We start from the raw sequence: 17,362 nt of genomic DNA on the forward strand, positions 1-17,362 counted from the left end.
GCCGGTGCCCTGCGATGACAGAGTTGACGCTGCGTCGCGATCGCCCGCGTGCAGGGCCAACGCCGATTTCCCTTGCCACCCCGCCCCGGACCTGTCACACGCCGGTGTGCAAATGTTATCCACCTCGACCAGCTGTCTCCCTTAACACCGGCGCTCAGTACTCGATACGGAAAGACTGACGCCAAGCTGCCGCATCCTGCGGGCAGCGTTAAGTACAGGAGACCACGGACATGGCCAATGGCACCGTGAAATGGTTCAACGCCACCAAAGGCTTCGGCTTCATCCAGCCCGCTTCGGGCGGCAAGGACGTTTTCGTCCACATCTCGGCCGTCGAGCGTGCGGGCCTCACCGGCCTCGCCGATGACCAGAAGGTGACCTATGATGTGGAATCCGGCCGCGACGGCCGCGAGTCCGCATCGAACCTCGCCCTCGCCTGAGCCGGCGACCGATCCGGCAAGAGGGCGCGGCGGAGCGATCCGCCGCGCCCTTTTTCATTCGCCCCTCCGGCCTGCGCGCACCCTAGCGCCGCCGCGAGAGGCCGCGCGTCCGGCGCCGGATGGCCCCTTGCCCCTTGCAATTCCGGCGGCGACATGCCAAATATTTCACTGCTTCGCTATCCCTACTCGACCACTGTCTCGCTTCACGGCCGTCAGTCTCGATCAGGACAGACAGGCCAGGCTGCCGCACTACCGCGGGCAGCACATGAAGAAGGAGACCACGGTATGGCTACTGGCACCGTGAAATGGTTCAACACCACCAAAGGCTACGGCTTCATCGCGCCCGATACGGGTGGCAAGGACGTGTTCGTCCACATCTCGGCCGTCGAGCGTTCGGGCCTTACCGGCCTCGCAGACGACCAGAAAGTGACCTACGATGTCGAATCCGGCCGCGACGGCCGCGAGTCGGCGACGAACCTGTCCCTCGCCTGATCGGCGACCGACCGGACCGCAAGGGGCGCGGCGGAGGGATCCGCCGCGTCCTTTTTCGTGCGCATCCGCCACTTGACGCGCCCGCGCCCGCTTCGGACACTAGGCGCCATGCCGATGCTCGCCATGCTCACCAACTGCCCTGACGAAGCGACCGCGGACCTCATCGCGGAGGGGCTCATCCTGGCGCGGTTCGCGGCCTGTGCGAACCGGTATGCACCTATCACTTCCCTCTACCGCTGGGAGGGCGCGGTGGAGCGGACCGTCGAGATCCCGCTGCTTCTGAAGACCCGGCCAGAACTGGCCGAGCGCGCGGAGGCGGAGATACGCCGCCTTCACCCCTACGACTGCCCGCCGATCCTGCGCGTGCCGCTGGAGGCCAACGCCGACTTCCTGGCCTGGATCGCCGACGAGACGCCCGTCTAGCGCCGCCCGCGACGTCCCGCGCGCCGCGGTCGCAGAGGACGTTCGAACCTCGCCGCGACGGACCGTTCCCGACAGATCCGATGCAGAAACGGGCCATTCGGGCAACAGCGCCGCGCGGATGGCCAAATTATGACCCGTTCATGACACGAAATCGCCGTCTCTCAGGTTGATAAAATCTGTCGGCCGGGCACACTGACCGCATGGGTCTGCTGCCAAACGAAGAGTGATGGAAATGCTTACGCGCCGTTCATTCCTTGCCACCAGCGCCGCCGCCGCGACGCTGCCCGCCGCTGCCTTTGCCCAGGATGTCCAGCTCGCCCCGCGCCTTCTTCCGCAGGAGGTCCGCATCCGCGCGGACATCGCACCGGGCCAGATCCTCATCCTGCCGAAGAGCCACTTCCTCTACTACGTCACGGCGCCGCGGACGGCGCTGCGCTACGGCGTGGGCGTCGGGCGCGCGGGGCTGGAATTCACCGGCACCGCGACGATCGACGTCAAGAAGGAGTGGCCGACATGGCGCCCGACCGACGAGATGATCGAGCGCGACCCCCGCGCCTATGGCCGCTTCAAGGACAACGATTACGTCCAGCCCGGCGGGCCGGCGAACCCGCTCGGGGCAAGAGCCCTCTACCTCTTCCAGAACGGGCGGGACACCTTCTACCGCATCCACGGGACCAACGCGCCACGAACCATCGGCACGTCGGTTTCGAATGGCTGCATCCGAATGCTGAACACGCATGTGATCGACCTGTATGAGCGCGTTCCGATCGGAACGAAGGTCACCGTGCTGCTTTGACGGAAGCGGGATCCACGCATGCGAACCGTAGTGAGAGTGGTGTTAACCTTACGTAAAGAGCTCTTGTGCCACCTTGACCACGATCGATGATGGAGTGTCCCACATGGCCTTGGCTGCCCTGATGATCGGAAGCCTCGCCGGCCTTTTCCTTGGCGCCGCGGCCGTGGCCTTCGGGGCGGGATGGCTGGCGGCTGTCGCGATCTATGCTCTCGGAGGCGCAGCAGCGACCGTGCTGCTCCTGGCCCGTCCCTTCTGTCGTGACGATTACACCGCCGAAAGCACGGATGCGATGAAGGCTTCACAACCGTCCTGCGACAACGCGGCGGTCCATCGAACGGGCCAGTGATCGGTTGACGGCACGGAACGTGACGCAGAGCGCGGCCGCGAGCGACGCGCGCCCGGTTGAACACTATGACATCCTGGTCATGGGCGCGGGGCCCGCAGGGGCGGCGGCCGCACTCACCGCGGCCCGTCAAGGGATGTCCGTCGCCCTGATCGACCGGCGCCGCTTCCCACGCGACAAGCTTTGCGGGGGCGGGATCACCGGCCGATGCGCCGCCGCCCTCGAGAGGTTGCTCGGCCACCCCCTGCCCGGACACCTTGCCGAAGAGCGCGGCACGTTCGAATTCCATGCCCATGGCGCCTCTCTCGGGACGGTCGATGGCGTGCCGCCGATCCACCTTACCACGCGGCGGGCCTTCGACACCTATCTTCAAAGCACGGCGATCGCCGCAGGCGCAGATGACCGGAGCGGGCAGAAACCTGCCGGCATCGACCCCGGCACATGCCGGGTCACACTGGACAGCGGCGCGACGCTGGAGGGGCGCATCCTCATCGGCGCGGACGGGGTCGCGAGCACCACTGCCCGGTCGCTCTTCGGCCGCGCCTACGACCCGCACCAGGTCGGCTTCGCGATGGAGGTCGAGGCCCCGCCAGAGCAGGACACGCCCGACCGGGTCCGCATCGACTTCGGCGCGGCGGAATGGGGCTATGGCTGGCACTTCCCGAAATCGGGCAGCGCGACGATCGGCGTGGGGGGACTGCACGGGCGGAACCCCGAGATGCGCGCGGCCCTCGAGACCTACCTGCGCGGCCTTGGCGTCGATCCCTCCATGCAGAAGGTGAAAGGGGCGTTCCTGCCCTTCGGCGCTTTTCGGCGCATACCGGGGCACGGTCGGGTGCTGCTTGCAGGCGATGCCGCCGGGCTCGTCGATCCGATAACGGGGGAGGGTCTCGCCCACGCGATCGATAGCGGACGGATGGCGGCCGAGGCCGCAACGGCAGCCCTGGCCGAGGACCGGCCGGAGACAGCGCTGCCGCTTTACCGGAAATCGCTCGGCCCGATACACGGCGCCCTTCGCCACGCGCGGGCGCTGCGCCTCGTCATCTACGCGCCGCCCCTCAAAGCGGGCTTCATCCGCGCCTTCCGTGACTCCCGGACATTGCGCCACGACTATCTGCGCATGCTGGGCGGGCAGCGTGAGTATGCCGACATCATGGCCGCCCTCTTGCGACGCTTGCCCCGGCATCTCTCACGCAGCCTGCTGGTCCCGGACCGGGCGCATTAGGCCAGTTCGCGCACCCAGCCGGTGATGGCCTCCGCACGCTGCACGCCGGCCTGCCGCCCGCGCTCCCGCCCGCCCGAGAAGGCCGCGAGCATGGGAATACCGCGTATGTTGTAGCGGGCGCTCGCCTCCGGATGGTCCTGGGTGTTGAGCTTGGCGAAACGCGCACTGCCGTTGAGCGTCTCGGCCGCCTTCGCGAATTCGGGCGCCATCATGCGGCATGGCCCGCACCAGGGCGCCCAGAAATCGACGACAAGCGGAACCTCGTCGGCGCGCGCCGCCTTGGCGAGGATCTTCGCGTCGATCTCTGCCGGTTTCTTCGGAAACAGCCGGGCACCGCAGGTGCCGCATTTCGCGGCCGCCACCGGACGCTCCGCCGTGACCCGGTTGAACTGGCCGCAGGCGAGGCAGGTAAGCTTGCGCGTGGACATGGAACGGGCTCCTCGTATTCCATTTTCGATATACTTAGAGATCCGAACGGCGATTTGAAGACCGGGCCCGAACGGACAGATATCAGACAGGAACGGCCCGCCGCATAAGAATACTCTGCAACCGCACATGGAACGTCGCTCAGGCGTGGCTTCCCCGGAATTCTTTACATTTTCCGATATTTCCACAGGCACTCCCAAGGAAGCACGGCTCCACCCGCGCCGCGCAATCCACAATACCGCACGCGATGGAGTTGCGCCCCTCAAGGCCTTGTCCGCAATAAATTTTTCGCGCCGTGGCGCATGGGATGCCGCTTGCGCCGTCAGCCCTCCGCCGCGGCGTCGGCCTGTTCCGCGAGCATCAGGACACGCGGACCAAGCGCCTCGACAATGCGCGCCACCCCTTCGGCATTCGGGTGGATGCCGTCGGGCTGAAGGAAACGCCGCGCCGCGGAGGGGTCGCCGTCTTCCAGGATGGGCGCGAGGAAGCTTTCGACGTAGAGCGTGTCGTATGTCCTTGCGAGATCGGGATACATCGCGTCGAAGGCCGCCTTGTAGTCGGGCCCGTAATTCCCGGACGCCTCGAGGCCCACCAGAAGCACTGGCAGCTCGCGCGCCCGCGCAGCCGAGATGATCCCATCGAGGTTCTTCCGGCTCACCGCAGGGTCGATGCCGCGCAGGAGATCGTTGCCGCCGAGCGCGACGATCATGCCGTCCACCTCGGGCGTGAGCGTCCACTCGACACGGGCGAGCCCGCCCGCCGTGGTGTCGCCCGAGACGCCCGCATTCACGAGCCGGACATCGGCGTCCCGCGCATCCAGCCAGTCCTGCATCCGCGGCACGAAGCCGGCCTCCTGCGGCAACCCGTACCCCTGCGTAAGGCTGTCGCCAAGCGCGACGATCACAGTTTCGGCCATCGCGGCGAACGGCGCCGCGATGCAGAACAGTGTCACCGCGGCCGCCTTGCTCGCCCGGTGAAGAACCCCATATCGATAGGCTGGCAGCATGAAATGGACCCTTGCGCATGACTGAGTCGGTTCTCGACCTCCAAGATGTGACCTTGAGGCTCGCGGGCAATGCCGGGCCGGTGGAAATCCTCCACGGAATCACCCTCGACGTGGCGCGGGGCGAAACCCTCGGCCTCGCCGGTCCCTCCGGATCGGGCAAGTCGTCGCTCCTGATGCTGATGGGCGGCCTCGAGCGGGCCACCGGCGGTCGCGTCACGGCGCTGGGGCGCGACCTCACCACGATGGACGAGGACCAGCTGGCCCGGTTCCGGCGCGATCACATGGGTGTGGTCTTCCAGTCCTTTCACCTGATCCCCACCATGACCGCGCTCGAGAACGTCGCGACGCCCCTCGAACTCGCCGGCGCGAAAGACGCCTTCGACAGGGCGCGCGACGAACTGGTCTCGGTCGGGCTCGGCCACCGCACCGATCATTACCCCTCCCAGCTTTCGGGGGGCGAGCAGCAGCGCGTGGCTCTGGCCCGCGCCGCGGCGCCACGTCCCGAGATCCTGCTTGCCGACGAGCCCACGGGCAACCTCGACAGCGCCAACGGGGAGGCGATCATCGACATGCTTTTCGCCCTGCGCGACCGGCACGGCGCCACGCTCGTGCTCGTGACCCACGCGGAAGAGCTTGCCGCGCGCTGCGACCGGATGGTGCATCTTGCCGACGGGCGTGTGGCCGACGCCGCCCGCGCCCGGGCCGCGGAATGAGCTGGCCGGTCGCGGCACGCCTTGCCCGGCGCGAACTGCGCGGGGGCTTGCGCGGTTTCAGGATCTTCCTCGCCTGTCTCGCGCTCGGGGTCGCGGCGATCGCGGCCGTCGGCAGCGTGCGCGCGGCGATCGAGGCGGGGCTCGCGGCAGAGGGCGCGGTGCTTCTGGGCGGCGATGCCGAGGCCGAGTTCACCTACCGGTTCGCGACCGAGGAGGAGCGGGCCTGGATGGAGGGCGTGGCCCGGCAGATTTCCGAGGTCACCGATTTCCGCTCCATGGCGGTCGTCGAGCGCGGGGCGGAAACGGAGCGCGCCCTGACGCAGGTGAAATCCGTCGATGACGCCTACCCGCTGGTCGGCAGCGTCGCGCTGTCGCCCGACATGTCCCTCGACGCCGCGCTCGCGGGCGACGGCGCGCGCCCCGGCGCGGTCATGGAGCGTGTGCTCGCCGACCGGCTGGGCCTTGCGCCGGGCGATGTCTTCCGCCTCGGCACGCAGGACTTCGTGCTTTCCGCCCTGCTCGAACGCGAACCCGACGCGGCCGCCGACGGGTTCGGTCTCGGCCCGCGCACGCTGGTGCGCACGGGGGCGCTGGCGGACTCGCAGCTTCTGTCCGCGGGCACGCTGTTTTCCACGAAGTACCGCCTGGATCTGCCGGACGAGGCCGATCTCGACGCCATTGCCGCCGATGCGCGATCGCGCTTCGAGGAGAGCGGGCTGCGCTGGCGCGACGCCCGGAACGGCGCGCCGGGAATCGCGGCCTTCGTGGACCGTCTCGGCGCCTTCCTCGTGCTCGTGGGGCTGTCGGGCCTCGCCGTGGGCGGGATCGGGGTCTCGGCGGCGGTGCGCGCCTATCTCGCCGGCAAGACCGGGGTGATCGCTACGCTGCGCACGCTCGGCGCCGACCGGGCGACGGTTTTCCGCGTCTACTTCCTGCAGATCGGCGCGCTGGCCCTTCTCGGTATCCTCATCGGCCTCGCGCTCGGCGGGCTTCTTCCGCTCGCCCTCGCGCCGCTGATCGAGGCCCGGCTTCCGGTGCCTGCACGGTTCACGATCTTTCCCGCTCCGCTGGCCGAGGCCGCGCTTTACGGCGCGCTGACCGCGCTCATCTTCACGCTTTGGCCGCTCGCGCGGACGGAGGAGGTGCGCGCCGCCACGCTTTTCCGAGACGCGCTGGAGGGCGCGCGGCTGTTGCCGGCGTGGCGCTATGTGGGGATCACGGTGACGTTGGTGGCGCTCCTCGTCGGGCTTGCGGCGTGGTTCTCCGAGGCCACGGCGCTCACCCTCTGGTCCGCCGCGGGGCTGGCCGGCGCGCTCGCGCTTCTGGCCCTCTCGGCGCTCGCGATCCGCTGGATCGCGCGCCGCGCCGCGCCGCTTGCGCGGGGACGGCCGGCGCTGCGCTGGGCGCTAGGGGCGATCGGCGGCCCACGCGCCGCCGCGACGCCGGTCGTGCTGTCGCTGGGGCTCGGCCTGTCCGTGCTCGCGGCGGTGGGGCAGATCGACGGCAATCTGCGCGCCGCGATCTCCCGCGACCTGCCCGAGGTGGCGCCGAGCTACTTCTTCGTGGACATCCAGAAGGACCAGATGCCCGCCTTCCAGGAGCGGCTCGAAGGCGACCCGGCGGTGAGCGCGGTGGAAAGCGCGCCGATGCTCCGCGGTATCATCACCCGGATCGAGGGCCAGCCGGCACGGGAGGTCGCGGGCGATCACTGGGTGATCCAGGGCGACCGCGGCGTGACCTACTCCGCCACGCCGCCCGAGGGCACCGTGATCACCGCCGGGGCGTGGTGGCCCGAGGAGTACGCGGGGCCCCCGCTCGTGAGCTTCGCCGCCGAGGAGGCGGAAGAGATCGGCCTCGCCGTGGGCGACAGCATCACGGTGAACATCCTCGGCCGCGACATCACCGCCGAAGTGGCCAACCTGCGCGTCGTGGATTTCTCGACCGCCGGCATCGGCTTCATCATGTCGATGAACCCCGCCGCGCTCGAGGCCGCGCCGCACAGCTTCATCGCCACGGTCTACGCCGAGCCCGACGCCGAGGCCGCGATCCTGCGCGATCTTGCCGGGCAGTTCCCCAACATCACGGCGATCCGGGTGCGCGACGCGATCGACCGGGTCTCGGACCTGCTTGCGGGGATCGCGGCGGCCACGGCCTGGGGCGCCTCCGCCACGCTGCTCACGGGCTTTCTCGTCCTGATCGGCGCGGCGGCCGCGGGCGAAGGCGCGCGCACCTACGAGGCGGCGGTTCTCAAGACGCTGGGCGCCGGCCGCGCGCGCATCCTGCAAAGTTTTGCGCTGCGCGCCGCGCTGCTGGGCGCGGCGGCGGCGGGCGTGGCGCTTGCGGCCGGGATCGGCGGCGGCTGGGCCGTCAGCCATTTCGTGATGGAGACGCGCTTCGCGGTGATCTGGCCCTCGGCCATCGGGATCGTCGCCGGCGGGGTTCTGGCGACGCTTCTGGCGACGCTGGCCTTCGCGTGGAGGCCGCTGGCAACCCGACCCGCCCAGGTGTTGCGGGCGCGCGAATAGATGGTGCCGGCGTCCGGGCTGGCTGGCGACAGCATGCCGGTGCCGTGCCGCACAGCCACCCGAGGCGCTTCATGCACCTCTCCCCGGCAGGGCAGCCCTTGCCGATCAACCTCGTGCGTCGCGCCGCGCGCGCGGATATCCTGCCGCGCTTCCTCCGCCTGTCCGAAGCCGACATCGGGACCAAGTCCGGCCCGCAGGATCTCGTGACCCATGCCGGTACCGCTGCCGCGGCGCTGATCGTTGAGATGTCGGGGGTCATCCCCCCCTAACCGTCCCCAAGAAGCTCCGCCGCGAGGCCGCGGCGCTTTACCCGGGCCTCCGTCGCGCCGCGTCTCTGCGCGGCTACGCGACCGTTTCGACATGCTGGCGGGCCGAGGCCGCCTCCGCGCGCCGCTACTCCGCGGCCTCCGCGTAGTCCGAGACCGGCGGGCAGGTGCAGACGAGATGCCGGTCGCCCCAGACATTGTCCACGCGGTTGACCGGCGGCCAGTACTTGTCGACCCGGAAGGCGCCCGACGGAAAACAGCCCTGCTCGCGGCTGTAGGGCCGCTCCCACACGCCTACGAGATCCTCCACCGTGTGGGGCGCTTGCTTGAGCGGGTTGTTCTCCCGGTCGACGCGGCCATCCTCGATCGCGCGGATCTCCTCCCGGATGCCCAGCATCGCGTCGCAGAACCGGTCGAGCTCCGCCTTGGTCTCGCTTTCCGTGGGCTCGACCATGAGCGTGCCCGCCACCGGCCAGCTCATGGTGGGGGCGTGGAAGCCGCAATCCACGAGGCGCTTGGCGATGTCGTCCACCGTGACGCCGGCGCTGTCGGCGAAGGGGCGCACGTCGAGAATGCACTCATGCGCGATGCGCCCCGACGGGCCCTTGTAAAGCACGTCGAAGGCGCCTTCGAGCCGCCTGGCGATGTAGTTGGCGTTCAGGATCGCCACGCGGGTGGCCTGGGTGAGCCCCTCGCCCCCCATCATCAGGCAGTAGGCCCAGCTGATCGGCAGGAGCGACGGAGAGCCGTAGGGCGCCGCGGCTACCGCGCCCTCGCCCGACACCGGGTCGCCGGGCAGGAAGGGCACGAGGTGCGCCTTCACGCCGATCGGCCCCATGCCGGGGCCGCCACCGCCATGGGGGATGCAGAAGGTCTTGTGCAGGGTCAGATGGCTCACATCGCCGCCCAGATCGCCCGGCCGCGAGAGCCCGACCGTGGCGTTCATGTTCGCACCGTCGATGTAGACCTGCCCGCCATGCGCGTGGGTGATCCGGCAGACCTCGGTCACCGTCTCCTCGAACACGCCGTGGGTCGAGGGGTAGGTGATCATGCAGCCAGCCAGATTTTCCGCGTGTTTTTCAGCTTTTGCGCGGAAATCCTCAAGATCGATGTCGCCATTCGCCGCGGTGGCGACCGTCACCACCTCCCAGCCGACCATATGCGCGCTCGCCGGGTTCGTGCCGTGGGCGGAGAGCGGAATGAGGCAGACGTTCCGGTGCCCTTCGCCGCGCGACCGATGCCAGCCCGCGATCGTCAGCAGCCCGGCATACTCGCCCTGGGCACCGGAGTTCGGCTGCATCGAAATCGCGTCGTAACCCGTTATCTTGCAGAGCTTTTCGGAAAGATCCCCAATCAGGTGTGTATAACCTTCGGCCTGGTCCCTCGGCGCGTAGGGATGCAGCAGCGAGAATTCGCGCCAGCTGACCGGCATCATCTCGGCCGCGGCGTTGAGCTTCATCGTGCAGGACCCGAGCGGAATCATCGCCCTGTCGAGCGCGAGATCGCGGTCGGCGAGCCGGCGCATGTAGCGCACCATCTCCGTCTCGGCGCGGTTCATGTGAAAGACCGGGTGATCGAGATAGGAGCTCGTGCGGGTCAGGCCCTCCGGCAGGCGATACTCCGGCCGCGCCGGATCGTCGGCCCGCTCGATCCCGAACGCGCGCCAGACCGCCTCGATGATGTCGGAGGTCGTGCGCTCGTCGAGGGTGATGCCCACGCGCGTTTCGCCCACGGGCCGCAGGTTCACGCCCTCGTCCACCGCCGATTTCATCACCGCCCGCTGCAGCGCCCCAACCTCGACCGTGATCGTGTCGAAGAAGGTTTCGGGTGCGACGGAAAAGCCCGCGGCCTTGAGCCCCTTTGCGAGCCGCACGGTCTTGCGGTGGATGCGCTGCGCGATCGCCTTCAGCCCCTCCGGCCCATGGAACACCGCGTAGAAACCCGCCATGACGGCAAGCAGCGCCTGCGCGGTGCAGACGTTCGAGGTCGCCTTCTCGCGGCGGATGTGCTGCTCGCGGGTCTGGAGCGCGAGCCGGTAGGCGCGATTGCCGTGCGCGTCCACCGACACGCCCACCAGCCGGCCCGGCAGCGCGCGCTTGTAGGCGTCGCGGGTGGCGATATAGGCCGCGTGCGGCCCGCCATAGCCCACCGGCACGCCGAAGCGCTGGGTGGAGCCCACGGCGATGTCCGCGCCCATCGCACCCGGTTCCTTCAGAAGGGTAAGCGCCAGCGGATCGGCGGAGACGACGCCGATCGCCTTCGCCTCGTGCAGCGCGGCGATTTCGGGCCCGAAATCGCGAAGATGGCCGTAGGTGCCGGGATACTGGAAGATGGCGCCGAAGACCGCCTCTGGGTCCAGCGCCTCGGGCGGACCGACCACGATCTCGATGCCGAGGGGCGCGGCGCGCGTCTTCATCACGTTGATGTTCTGCGGGTGGCAGTTCTCGTCCACGAAGAAGGCCGTCGCCTTCGACTTGGCCACGCGCTGGGCCATCGTCATCGCCTCGGCGCAGGCGGTGGCCTCGTCGAGCAGCGAGGCGTTGGCGATCTCGAGGCCGGTGAGGTCGCTCACCATGGTCTGGAAGTTCAGCAGCGCCTCGAGCCGTCCCTGGCTGATCTCGGGCTGGTAGGGCGTGTAGGCGGTGTACCAGGCGGGGTTTTCCAGGATGTTGCGCTGGATCGCGGGCGGCGTCACCGTGCCGTGATAACCCATGCCGATCAGCGAGGTCAGCACCCTGTTCCTCGAGGCGACCTGCCGCATGTGGTGAAGCAGTTCACGCTCCGACATGGCCCGGCCGAAATCGAGCGGTTCCGCCTGCCGTATCGCGGCGGGCAGCGTCTCTTCCATGAGCGCATCGAGGCTGTCGGCCTTCAGGATGCCGAGCATCTCCTGCATCTCGGCGGGAGACGGGCCGATATGGCGGCGATTGGCGAAATCGTAGGGAAGGTAATCGGTCGGTTCGAACGGCATGCGATCCTCCTTGCCGGAACGCGGCGGTCCCGGACATCATGTTGCCAAAGCGTCTGCCGGGGCCATGCGCCTGCGGGCCCGTCCCCGGATCTGGTCAACTCAGCCGATCAGGTCCTTGTAGGCGGCTTCGTCCATGTAGTCGTCGAGCTGCGAGGTATCGCTCGGCGCGATCTTGAAGAACCACCCCTCGCCGGCCGGGTCCTCGTTGACGAGGGCGGGGTTGTCGACGATCGCGGCGTTCACCTCGACGATCTCCCCGTCGAGCGGCGCGAGGATGTCCGAGGCGGCCTTCACGCTTTCGATCACCACGACCTCGTCGTCCTTCGAGACGGTCGTCCCCTCCTCGGGCAGTTCGACGAAGACGATGTCGCCGAGCTGCGTTGCGGCGTGTTGGGTGATGCCCACCACGATCACGTCCTCCTCGGGGCGCAGCCACTCGTGTTCCTCGGTATATTTCATGGTCGTCACGCGTCGTTCTCCTCGCTTGTCTCAGCGCTTGTATCCGGGTTTCACGAAAGGCAGGTCGCTCACGGCCACGGGCATGCGGCGTCCGCGCACCTCTCCCCAGAGAGGCTGGCCCTGCCGCGCCAGCCGGTCGGGCACGTAGCCCATGGCGACCGGCGCGCCCACCGTGGGGCCGAAGCCGCCGGACGTCACGGCGCCGACGGGGTCGCCGCCGGCTTCCGCCTCGTAGAGCGCGACGCCCGCGCGCATGGGCGCGCGGCCTTCGGGGCGCAGCCCGACCCGCGCCCGCGCCGCGCCGTCGCGCAGTTCCGCGAGGATGCGCGCCGCGCCCGGGAAACCGCCCGCCCGCGCGCCGCCCTCGCGGCGGGCGGGCTGGATCGCCCAGCCGAGCCCCGCCTCCACAGGCGTCGTCGCGGCGTCGATGTCCTGGCCGTAAAGGCACAGCCCCGCTTCGAGGCGGAGCGAATCGCGCGCACCGAGCCCCGCCGGCGCGACGTCGGGGTGATCGAGCAGCGCCCGGGCGAGCGGTTCCGCGGCGCCCGCGGGCACCGAGATCTCGTAGCCGTCCTCGCCGGTATAGCCCGAGCGCGAGACCCACGCCTCGGCGCCGGCCAGATCGAGCGTGGCCGTTTCCATGAAGCGCATTTCTCCGGCGCGCGGATCGAGCGTGGCCAGCGCGGCCTGCGCGCACGGGCCCTGAAGGGCGAGAAGCGCCCGGTCAGAAAGAAGCGTCACCTTGACCCCCGCGGGTTCCAGCCCGGCCCGCAGGATCGCCTCGTCCTCGGTCCGGCGGGACGCGTTCACCACAAGGAAGAGCACGTCGCCGCGCCGGGCGATCATCAGGTCGTCCTCGATCCCGCCGGTGTCGTTGGTGAAGAAACCGTAGCGCTGGCGGCCGTCGCGCAGGCCCAGAACGTCCTGCGGCACGAGGCCCTCGAGCGCGCGCGCCGCCGCGTCGACATCCGCCGCGCGCACGAGCACCTGGCCCATGTGGCTTACATCGAAGAGCGCGGCGCGCTCGCGCGCCTGCGTGTGCTCGGCCATGATGCCGGCATACTGCAACGGCATCGAGAAGCCTGCGAAATCCACCATCCGCGCACCGAGTTCCCGGTGCAGCGAATCAAGCGTCAGGCGCTGAGCCTCGGCCATGGCCCGCCTCTCCTATTACGCCAGGTGGTCGGTTGCGACACGCGCCCGGCATCCCGATCGCGCAGGACCAGCGCCTGCGCCGCGATGCCCCCTCTGTCCTTTCGCCTGAGATCGCTATCCCTTCGGCGGATGCGGCCTGCGCATCTCTCTCCAGAGTGTCGTTGCCGGATCGGGCCTTTCGGCCTGAGAGTTTCCGGGGCGGTTGCTCCTTCGGCACCGGCGAAGAGCCGGTTCTCCCGATCCGTCGAGGGCAAGATAGCGAAGCCCCTCACGCCGGGCAAGCCCGCCGTCGCGCGTCAGCCGCGACACCCCGCGGGCGCGAGCAACGCCTCGAGCGCGGGATTGTTGCAGACAAGCGCCTCGAGCGTGATGTCGTCCAGATGCGCGAAGAATGTCTCCACCGCATCGTTGAGCGCGATGCGAAGCCGGCAGCCCGCCACGAGCGGGCAGGTGTTGTCGGCGTCGGCGAAACACTCGGCGATGGGCACGGGCGCCTCGAGCGCGCGAAAGACCGATCCGATGCAGATCTCGCCGGCCGGCCGCGCGAGCGCCACGCCGCCGTTCCGGCCGCGCTGGGTGCGCAGATAGCCAAGCTGCGCAAGCTGGTTGATCACCTGCGCGAGGTGATTCTCGGACGCGTTGCAGCGCGTGGCGATCTCGTACTTTGTGACCAGCCGGCCGTCATGGGTGGCGCAGTACATGAGCACGCGAACGGCGATGTTGGTGCGTTTCGTGACGCGCAAGCGGTCGCTCCCCGGACAAGATGTTTAGCAGACCGTGCCACAGAGCCGTGGCGCGGGGTTTGACATGCATCAATCGTACATCAATCTTTGCGGCCATGCAGGATGCGCCGCATTTTTTCGGCTACGGAAGCCTCGTCAACCGGGCGACCCACGCCTACCCGTCAGCGCACCGGGCGCGGGTGCAAGGATGGCGGCGGGTCTGGCGGCACGCACGGCTGCGCCCGGTCGCCTTCCTGTCGGTGGAGCCCGCTCCCGGCGCGGAAATCGAGGGGCTGATCGCGGCCGTCCCGCGCGGCGACTGGGCGGCCCTCGACGCCCGCGAGGCCGCCTCCCGCCGCGAACGCGTGACGACCGGCATCCGGCACGAGGCGCCGCACAGGCCGGAGGTCGCGCTTTACCGCCTGCCCGATGGCGGCCACGCCGCGCCCAGCGCGGCGCATCCGATCCTGCTCAGCTACGTCGATGTCGTGGTCCAGGGATATCTGCGCGAATTCGGGCAGGCCGGGGCAGAGCGGTTTTTCGAGACGACAGCGGGATGGGAGGCGCCGATCCTCGACGTCCGCGCCGCGCCGCGCTCCCCGCGCCACCAGGGGCTGGGAGCCGACGAACGCGCCTTCGTGGATGCCATGCTGCGCGGCCTTTCGGCGCGGATACTGCCCGCGACGGCCTGAATCGCGAGAGGGCGGAGCGCCGCGCCAGGAGGTGCCCCCGGGCGGCGCGCGCAGGGTTCCGGGCGCGCGATCAGGGCTTGCCCCGGACCGTCTGCAGAAGCGGCATCAGGTCGGACATCTCGGGGCCGCGCGCCCGCCCGGTCAGCGCCTTGCGCAGCGGCATGAAAAGCGCCTTGCCCTTGCGCCCCGTCTTCTCCTTCACCGCGGCCGTCCACGCGCCCCAGCTTTCGGCGGTGTAGGGCGGCGGCGGCAGAAGCTCCATGGCCTCGGCGACGAACTCCGCGTCCTCGGGCGCGATGTCGGGCTCCGCGCCGTCCCGGCACAGCGCCCACCAGTCGGCCAGTTCCTTGCGGGTGGAAATGTTCTCGCGCGCGACCGCCCAGAACTGCTCGGCCAGGTCGTCCGGCACACCGAGCGCCGCGATCTCCTCGCGCACGGTCTCGAATGGCAGCCCGTGCAGGTATCGTGCGGTGAGCGGGTAAAGATCCTCGACATCGAACTTCGTCGGCGCGGCGCCGAAGCGCGAGATGTCGAAGCCGGCCGCGATGGCGTCGAGAGCGCCGCGCAGTTCCACCGCATCGGCGGAACCGAGCCGCGCCAGCAGGCTCAGAAGCGCCGCGGGCTCCACCCCCGCCGCGCGCAGGTCGCGCAGCGCCAGCGTGCCCAGCCGCTTGGACAGCGCCTCGCCCTGCGTGCCGGTGAGCAGCGAGTGATGCGCGAAACGGGGCACCTGCCCGCCCAGCGCCTCCATGATCTGGATCTGGGTCGCGGTGTTGGTGACATGGTCGGAGCCGCGCACCACGTCCGTGACGCCCATCTCGGTGTCGTCCACCACCGAGGCGAGCGTGTAGAGGACCTGCCCGTCGCCCCGGATCAGAACCGGGTCCGAGACGCTGGCCGCGTCGATGGAAAGCGGGCCCAGGATGCCGTCCTCCCACTCGATCCGCTCGTGCAGGAGCTTGAAGCGCCAGTGCCCGGCGCCGCGCTCGGCCCGCAGCCTGGCCTTCTCCTCTTCGGAGAGCGCGAGCGCCGCGCGGTCGTAGACCGGCGGGCGGCCCATGTTGAGTTGCTTCTTGCGCTTGAGGTCGAGCTCCGTGGGCGTCTCGAAGCACTCGTAGAGGCGGCCCATCCCGCGCAGCCGCTCGGCGGCGGCCTCGTAGCGGTCGAGACGCGCCGATTGCCGTTCCAGCCGATCCCAGTCCAGCCCGAGCCAGGAAAGATCCTCCTTGATCGCCTCGACATACTCTTCCTTCGACCGTTCGGGATCGGTGTCGTCGATGCGCAGGATGAAGGTGCCCCCGGCCTTGCGGGCGATCAGGTGGTTCATCAGCGCCGTGCGAAGGTTGCCCACATGCAGGTAGCCCGTGGGCGACGGGGCGAAACGGGTTGTGGTCATGACGGCTCTCCTGTCGGGCGTGTCCTGTGTCACAGGGCCGGAAACTTGTCCAGCTTGCGGGGCTCCGCGCGGCTCTCCACAAGGCCTGCGCGAACTTGCACAGCGTGCGGGGCCGAATATCCTCTAGGTTCACCAGCGCCAAACCGGAGGACCCGACGATGACCGACCGTACCCTCACCCGCCGCCAGGCCCTCGCGGGCGCCGCGGCGCTGCCCCTCGCCACCGCCTCGGCCGGCCCGGCGCGCGCCTCGGCCCCGATGATGGGCGACGACCTGCCCGCCTTCAACCGCGTCAGGCTGGGCGAGTTCGAGGTGACGACGATCCTCGCCGGCACGCGCGCGGTGCCCGAACCGCAGGGCATCTTCGGCATGAACGTGTCGGCCGACCGCTTCGCCGAGGTCTCCCGGGCCGCGAACATCCCCACCGACGCGGCGCAGTTCTTCTTCACGCCCACGGTGGTCAACACGGGCGGCGAGCTCATCCTGTTCGACACCGGCCTCGCGCCCGCCGGCACCGTGGCCGCATTGGCGGCCGCGGGCTACGCGCCCGAGCAGGTGGATACGGTGGTCCTGACCCACATGCACGGCGACCATATCGGCGGGTTGATGGAGGGCGGCGTCGAGACCTTCCCGAACGCGCGCTACCTCGCCGGCGCGGTCGAGTTCGACGCATGGGACATGTCGGGCGACGAGGGGTTCGAGGCCAAGGTGCGCCCCCTCGCCGAGGCCGGAAGGATCGCGTTTCTCGACGACGGCGCGGCGGTGGCGTCCGGCGTCACCGCCATGGCGGCCTTCGGTCACACGCCCGGACACATGACCTTCATGCTGGAAAGCGCAGGCCAGCGGCTGCTGATCGCGGCGGATTTCGCCAACCACTACGTCTGGTCGCTCGCCCATCCCGACTGGGAGGTGCTTTTCGATCGCGACAAGGAGGCGGCCGCCGCCACGCGCCGGCGCATCCTCGACATGCTGGCCACGGACAGGATTCCCTTCATCGGGTATCACATGCCCTGGCCGGGCCTCGGCTATGTCGAGACGCGGGGCGAGGGCTTCGCCTACGTTCCGCACTCCTACCAGCTGCTGCTCTGAACCGCGGGCCGCGCGGCGCACGGCCGAGCCGAAAGGCCGGGCCGGGCGCCCCCGGTGTAAACGATACCCGGCGCCCGCGTGTCACGGGCGTCGCCCGGTGCAGCACGCAGGCAGGGATCGCGGCGGACCCCCGCGGCCGGCCCGTTTCCGGTGTCGGCATGCCGGTCGAAATGCCCGCCCGCCCCGGCGCTGCAGGCCGCAGCCCTGCGCGCCCCGCCGCAGCGCGC

Annotated in this window: 18 protein-coding genes and 1 riboswitch; of the genes, 11 read left to right on the top strand and 7 right to left on the bottom strand. The window is 69.6% G+C overall.

Annotated features, from left to right (window positions below; translation table 11 throughout):
• Positions 1 to 230 precede the first annotated feature (230 nt).
• The 6 genes from AB6A65_RS05415 to AB6A65_RS05440 all read left to right on the top strand — a co-directional run bounded on the left by AB6A65_RS05415 (position 231) and on the right by AB6A65_RS05440 (position 3,716).
• Positions 231 to 437, top strand: a complete 207-nt coding sequence (locus tag AB6A65_RS05415) for a cold-shock protein (RefSeq protein ID WP_371037344.1) — start codon at positions 231 to 233, stop codon at positions 435 to 437.
• Between the two features lie 285 nt (positions 438 to 722).
• Positions 723 to 929, top strand: a complete 207-nt coding sequence (locus AB6A65_RS05420; RefSeq protein WP_371037345.1) for a cold-shock protein — start codon at positions 723 to 725, stop codon at positions 927 to 929.
• Positions 930 to 1,037: 108 nt separating this feature from the next.
• The gene (gene cutA / locus AB6A65_RS05425; protein ID WP_371037346.1) at positions 1,038 to 1,352 is read left to right on the top strand and encodes a divalent-cation tolerance protein CutA; all 315 of its coding nucleotides are present in this window, start codon (positions 1,038 to 1,040) and stop codon (positions 1,350 to 1,352) included.
• A gap of 232 nt (positions 1,353 to 1,584) precedes the next feature.
• Positions 1,585 to 2,148 carry a L,D-transpeptidase gene (locus tag AB6A65_RS05430; RefSeq protein ID WP_371037642.1) on the top strand — a complete coding sequence of 188 codons (564 nt, stop codon included), beginning with the start codon at positions 1,585 to 1,587 and terminating at the stop codon, positions 2,146 to 2,148.
• Between the two features lie 103 nt (positions 2,149 to 2,251).
• Positions 2,252 to 2,494 (top strand): hypothetical protein, encoded by a 243-nt coding sequence (locus AB6A65_RS05435; RefSeq protein WP_371037347.1) that lies wholly within the window; start codon positions 2,252 to 2,254, stop codon positions 2,492 to 2,494.
• Positions 2,495 to 2,513: 19 nt separating this feature from the next.
• Positions 2,514 to 3,716: a geranylgeranyl reductase family protein gene (locus AB6A65_RS05440; RefSeq protein ID WP_371037348.1), complete on the top strand. Its 1,203-nt coding sequence runs from the start codon at positions 2,514 to 2,516 to the stop codon at positions 3,714 to 3,716.
• On the opposite strand, the gene AB6A65_RS05445 is transcribed toward AB6A65_RS05440, so the two are convergent.
• Complete coding sequence (locus tag AB6A65_RS05445; RefSeq protein WP_371037349.1) at positions 3,713 to 4,144, bottom strand: thioredoxin family protein; 432 nt, start codon at positions 4,142 to 4,144, stop codon at positions 3,713 to 3,715. The two genes, AB6A65_RS05440 and AB6A65_RS05445, sit on opposite strands and share 4 nt — an antisense overlap.
• Before the next feature lie 320 nt (positions 4,145 to 4,464).
• Positions 4,465 to 5,148, bottom strand: coding sequence for an arylesterase (locus tag AB6A65_RS05450; RefSeq protein ID WP_371037350.1), 684 nt, complete (start codon positions 5,146 to 5,148; stop codon positions 4,465 to 4,467).
• A gap of 17 nt (positions 5,149 to 5,165) precedes the next feature.
• On the opposite strand from AB6A65_RS05450, the gene AB6A65_RS05455 reads away from it, so the two are divergent.
• The 3 genes from AB6A65_RS05455 to AB6A65_RS05465 all read left to right on the top strand — a co-directional run bounded on the left by AB6A65_RS05455 (position 5,166) and on the right by AB6A65_RS05465 (position 8,655).
• Entirely contained in the window at positions 5,166 to 5,861 is a 696-nt protein-coding gene (locus AB6A65_RS05455) for an ABC transporter ATP-binding protein (RefSeq protein WP_371037351.1), read from the top strand.
• Complete coding sequence (locus AB6A65_RS05460; RefSeq protein ID WP_371037352.1) at positions 5,858 to 8,386, top strand: ABC transporter permease; 2,529 nt, start codon at positions 5,858 to 5,860, stop codon at positions 8,384 to 8,386. The genes AB6A65_RS05455 and AB6A65_RS05460 overlap by 4 nt, the downstream gene beginning before the upstream one ends.
• Positions 8,387 to 8,457: 71 nt before the next feature.
• Positions 8,458 to 8,655 carry a hypothetical protein gene (locus AB6A65_RS05465; RefSeq protein WP_371037353.1) on the top strand — a complete coding sequence of 66 codons (198 nt, stop codon included), beginning with the start codon at positions 8,458 to 8,460 and terminating at the stop codon, positions 8,653 to 8,655.
• Between the two features lie 124 nt (positions 8,656 to 8,779).
• On the opposite strand, the gene gcvP is transcribed toward AB6A65_RS05465, so the two are convergent.
• The 4 genes from gcvP to AB6A65_RS05485 form a co-directional block, all read right to left on the bottom strand.
• Positions 8,780 to 11,623, bottom strand: coding sequence for an aminomethyl-transferring glycine dehydrogenase (gcvP, locus tag AB6A65_RS05470; RefSeq protein WP_371037354.1), 2,844 nt, complete (start codon positions 11,621 to 11,623; stop codon positions 8,780 to 8,782).
• Positions 11,624 to 11,722: 99 nt separating this feature from the next.
• Positions 11,723 to 12,082 carry a glycine cleavage system protein GcvH gene (gene gcvH / locus AB6A65_RS05475; RefSeq protein WP_371037643.1) on the bottom strand — a complete coding sequence of 120 codons (360 nt, stop codon included), beginning with the start codon at positions 12,080 to 12,082 and terminating at the stop codon, positions 11,723 to 11,725.
• 30 nt (positions 12,083 to 12,112) lie between these two features.
• Positions 12,113 to 13,237, bottom strand: coding sequence for a glycine cleavage system aminomethyltransferase GcvT (gcvT, locus tag AB6A65_RS05480; RefSeq protein WP_371037355.1), 1,125 nt, complete (start codon positions 13,235 to 13,237; stop codon positions 12,113 to 12,115).
• 160 nt (positions 13,238 to 13,397) lie between these two features.
• A riboswitch (glycine riboswitch) is annotated at positions 13,398 to 13,486 on the bottom strand.
• Positions 13,487 to 13,533: 47 nt separating this feature from the next.
• Positions 13,534 to 13,980, bottom strand: a complete 447-nt coding sequence (locus AB6A65_RS05485) for an Rrf2 family transcriptional regulator (RefSeq protein ID WP_371037356.1) — start codon at positions 13,978 to 13,980, stop codon at positions 13,534 to 13,536.
• Between the two features lie 95 nt (positions 13,981 to 14,075).
• Here AB6A65_RS05485 and AB6A65_RS05490 point away from each other — a divergent pair, with 95 nt between their 5' ends.
• A complete protein-coding gene (locus AB6A65_RS05490; protein ID WP_371037357.1) occupies positions 14,076 to 14,651 on the top strand; it encodes a gamma-glutamylcyclotransferase family protein in 576 nt (191 codons plus the stop codon).
• Between the two features lie 70 nt (positions 14,652 to 14,721).
• On the opposite strand, the gene gltX is transcribed toward AB6A65_RS05490, so the two are convergent.
• Complete coding sequence (gltX, locus tag AB6A65_RS05495; RefSeq protein ID WP_371037358.1) at positions 14,722 to 16,047, bottom strand: glutamate--tRNA ligase; 1,326 nt, start codon at positions 16,045 to 16,047, stop codon at positions 14,722 to 14,724.
• A gap of 158 nt (positions 16,048 to 16,205) precedes the next feature.
• On the opposite strand from gltX, the gene AB6A65_RS05500 reads away from it, so the two are divergent.
• Complete coding sequence (locus tag AB6A65_RS05500) at positions 16,206 to 17,135, top strand: MBL fold metallo-hydrolase (protein ID WP_371037359.1); 930 nt, start codon at positions 16,206 to 16,208, stop codon at positions 17,133 to 17,135.
• Positions 17,136 to 17,362: the final 227 nt, after the last annotated feature.

The organism is Rhodosalinus sp. FB01, assembly GCF_041365715.1.
Classification (GTDB): domain Bacteria; phylum Pseudomonadota; class Alphaproteobacteria; order Rhodobacterales; family Rhodobacteraceae; genus Rhodosalinus.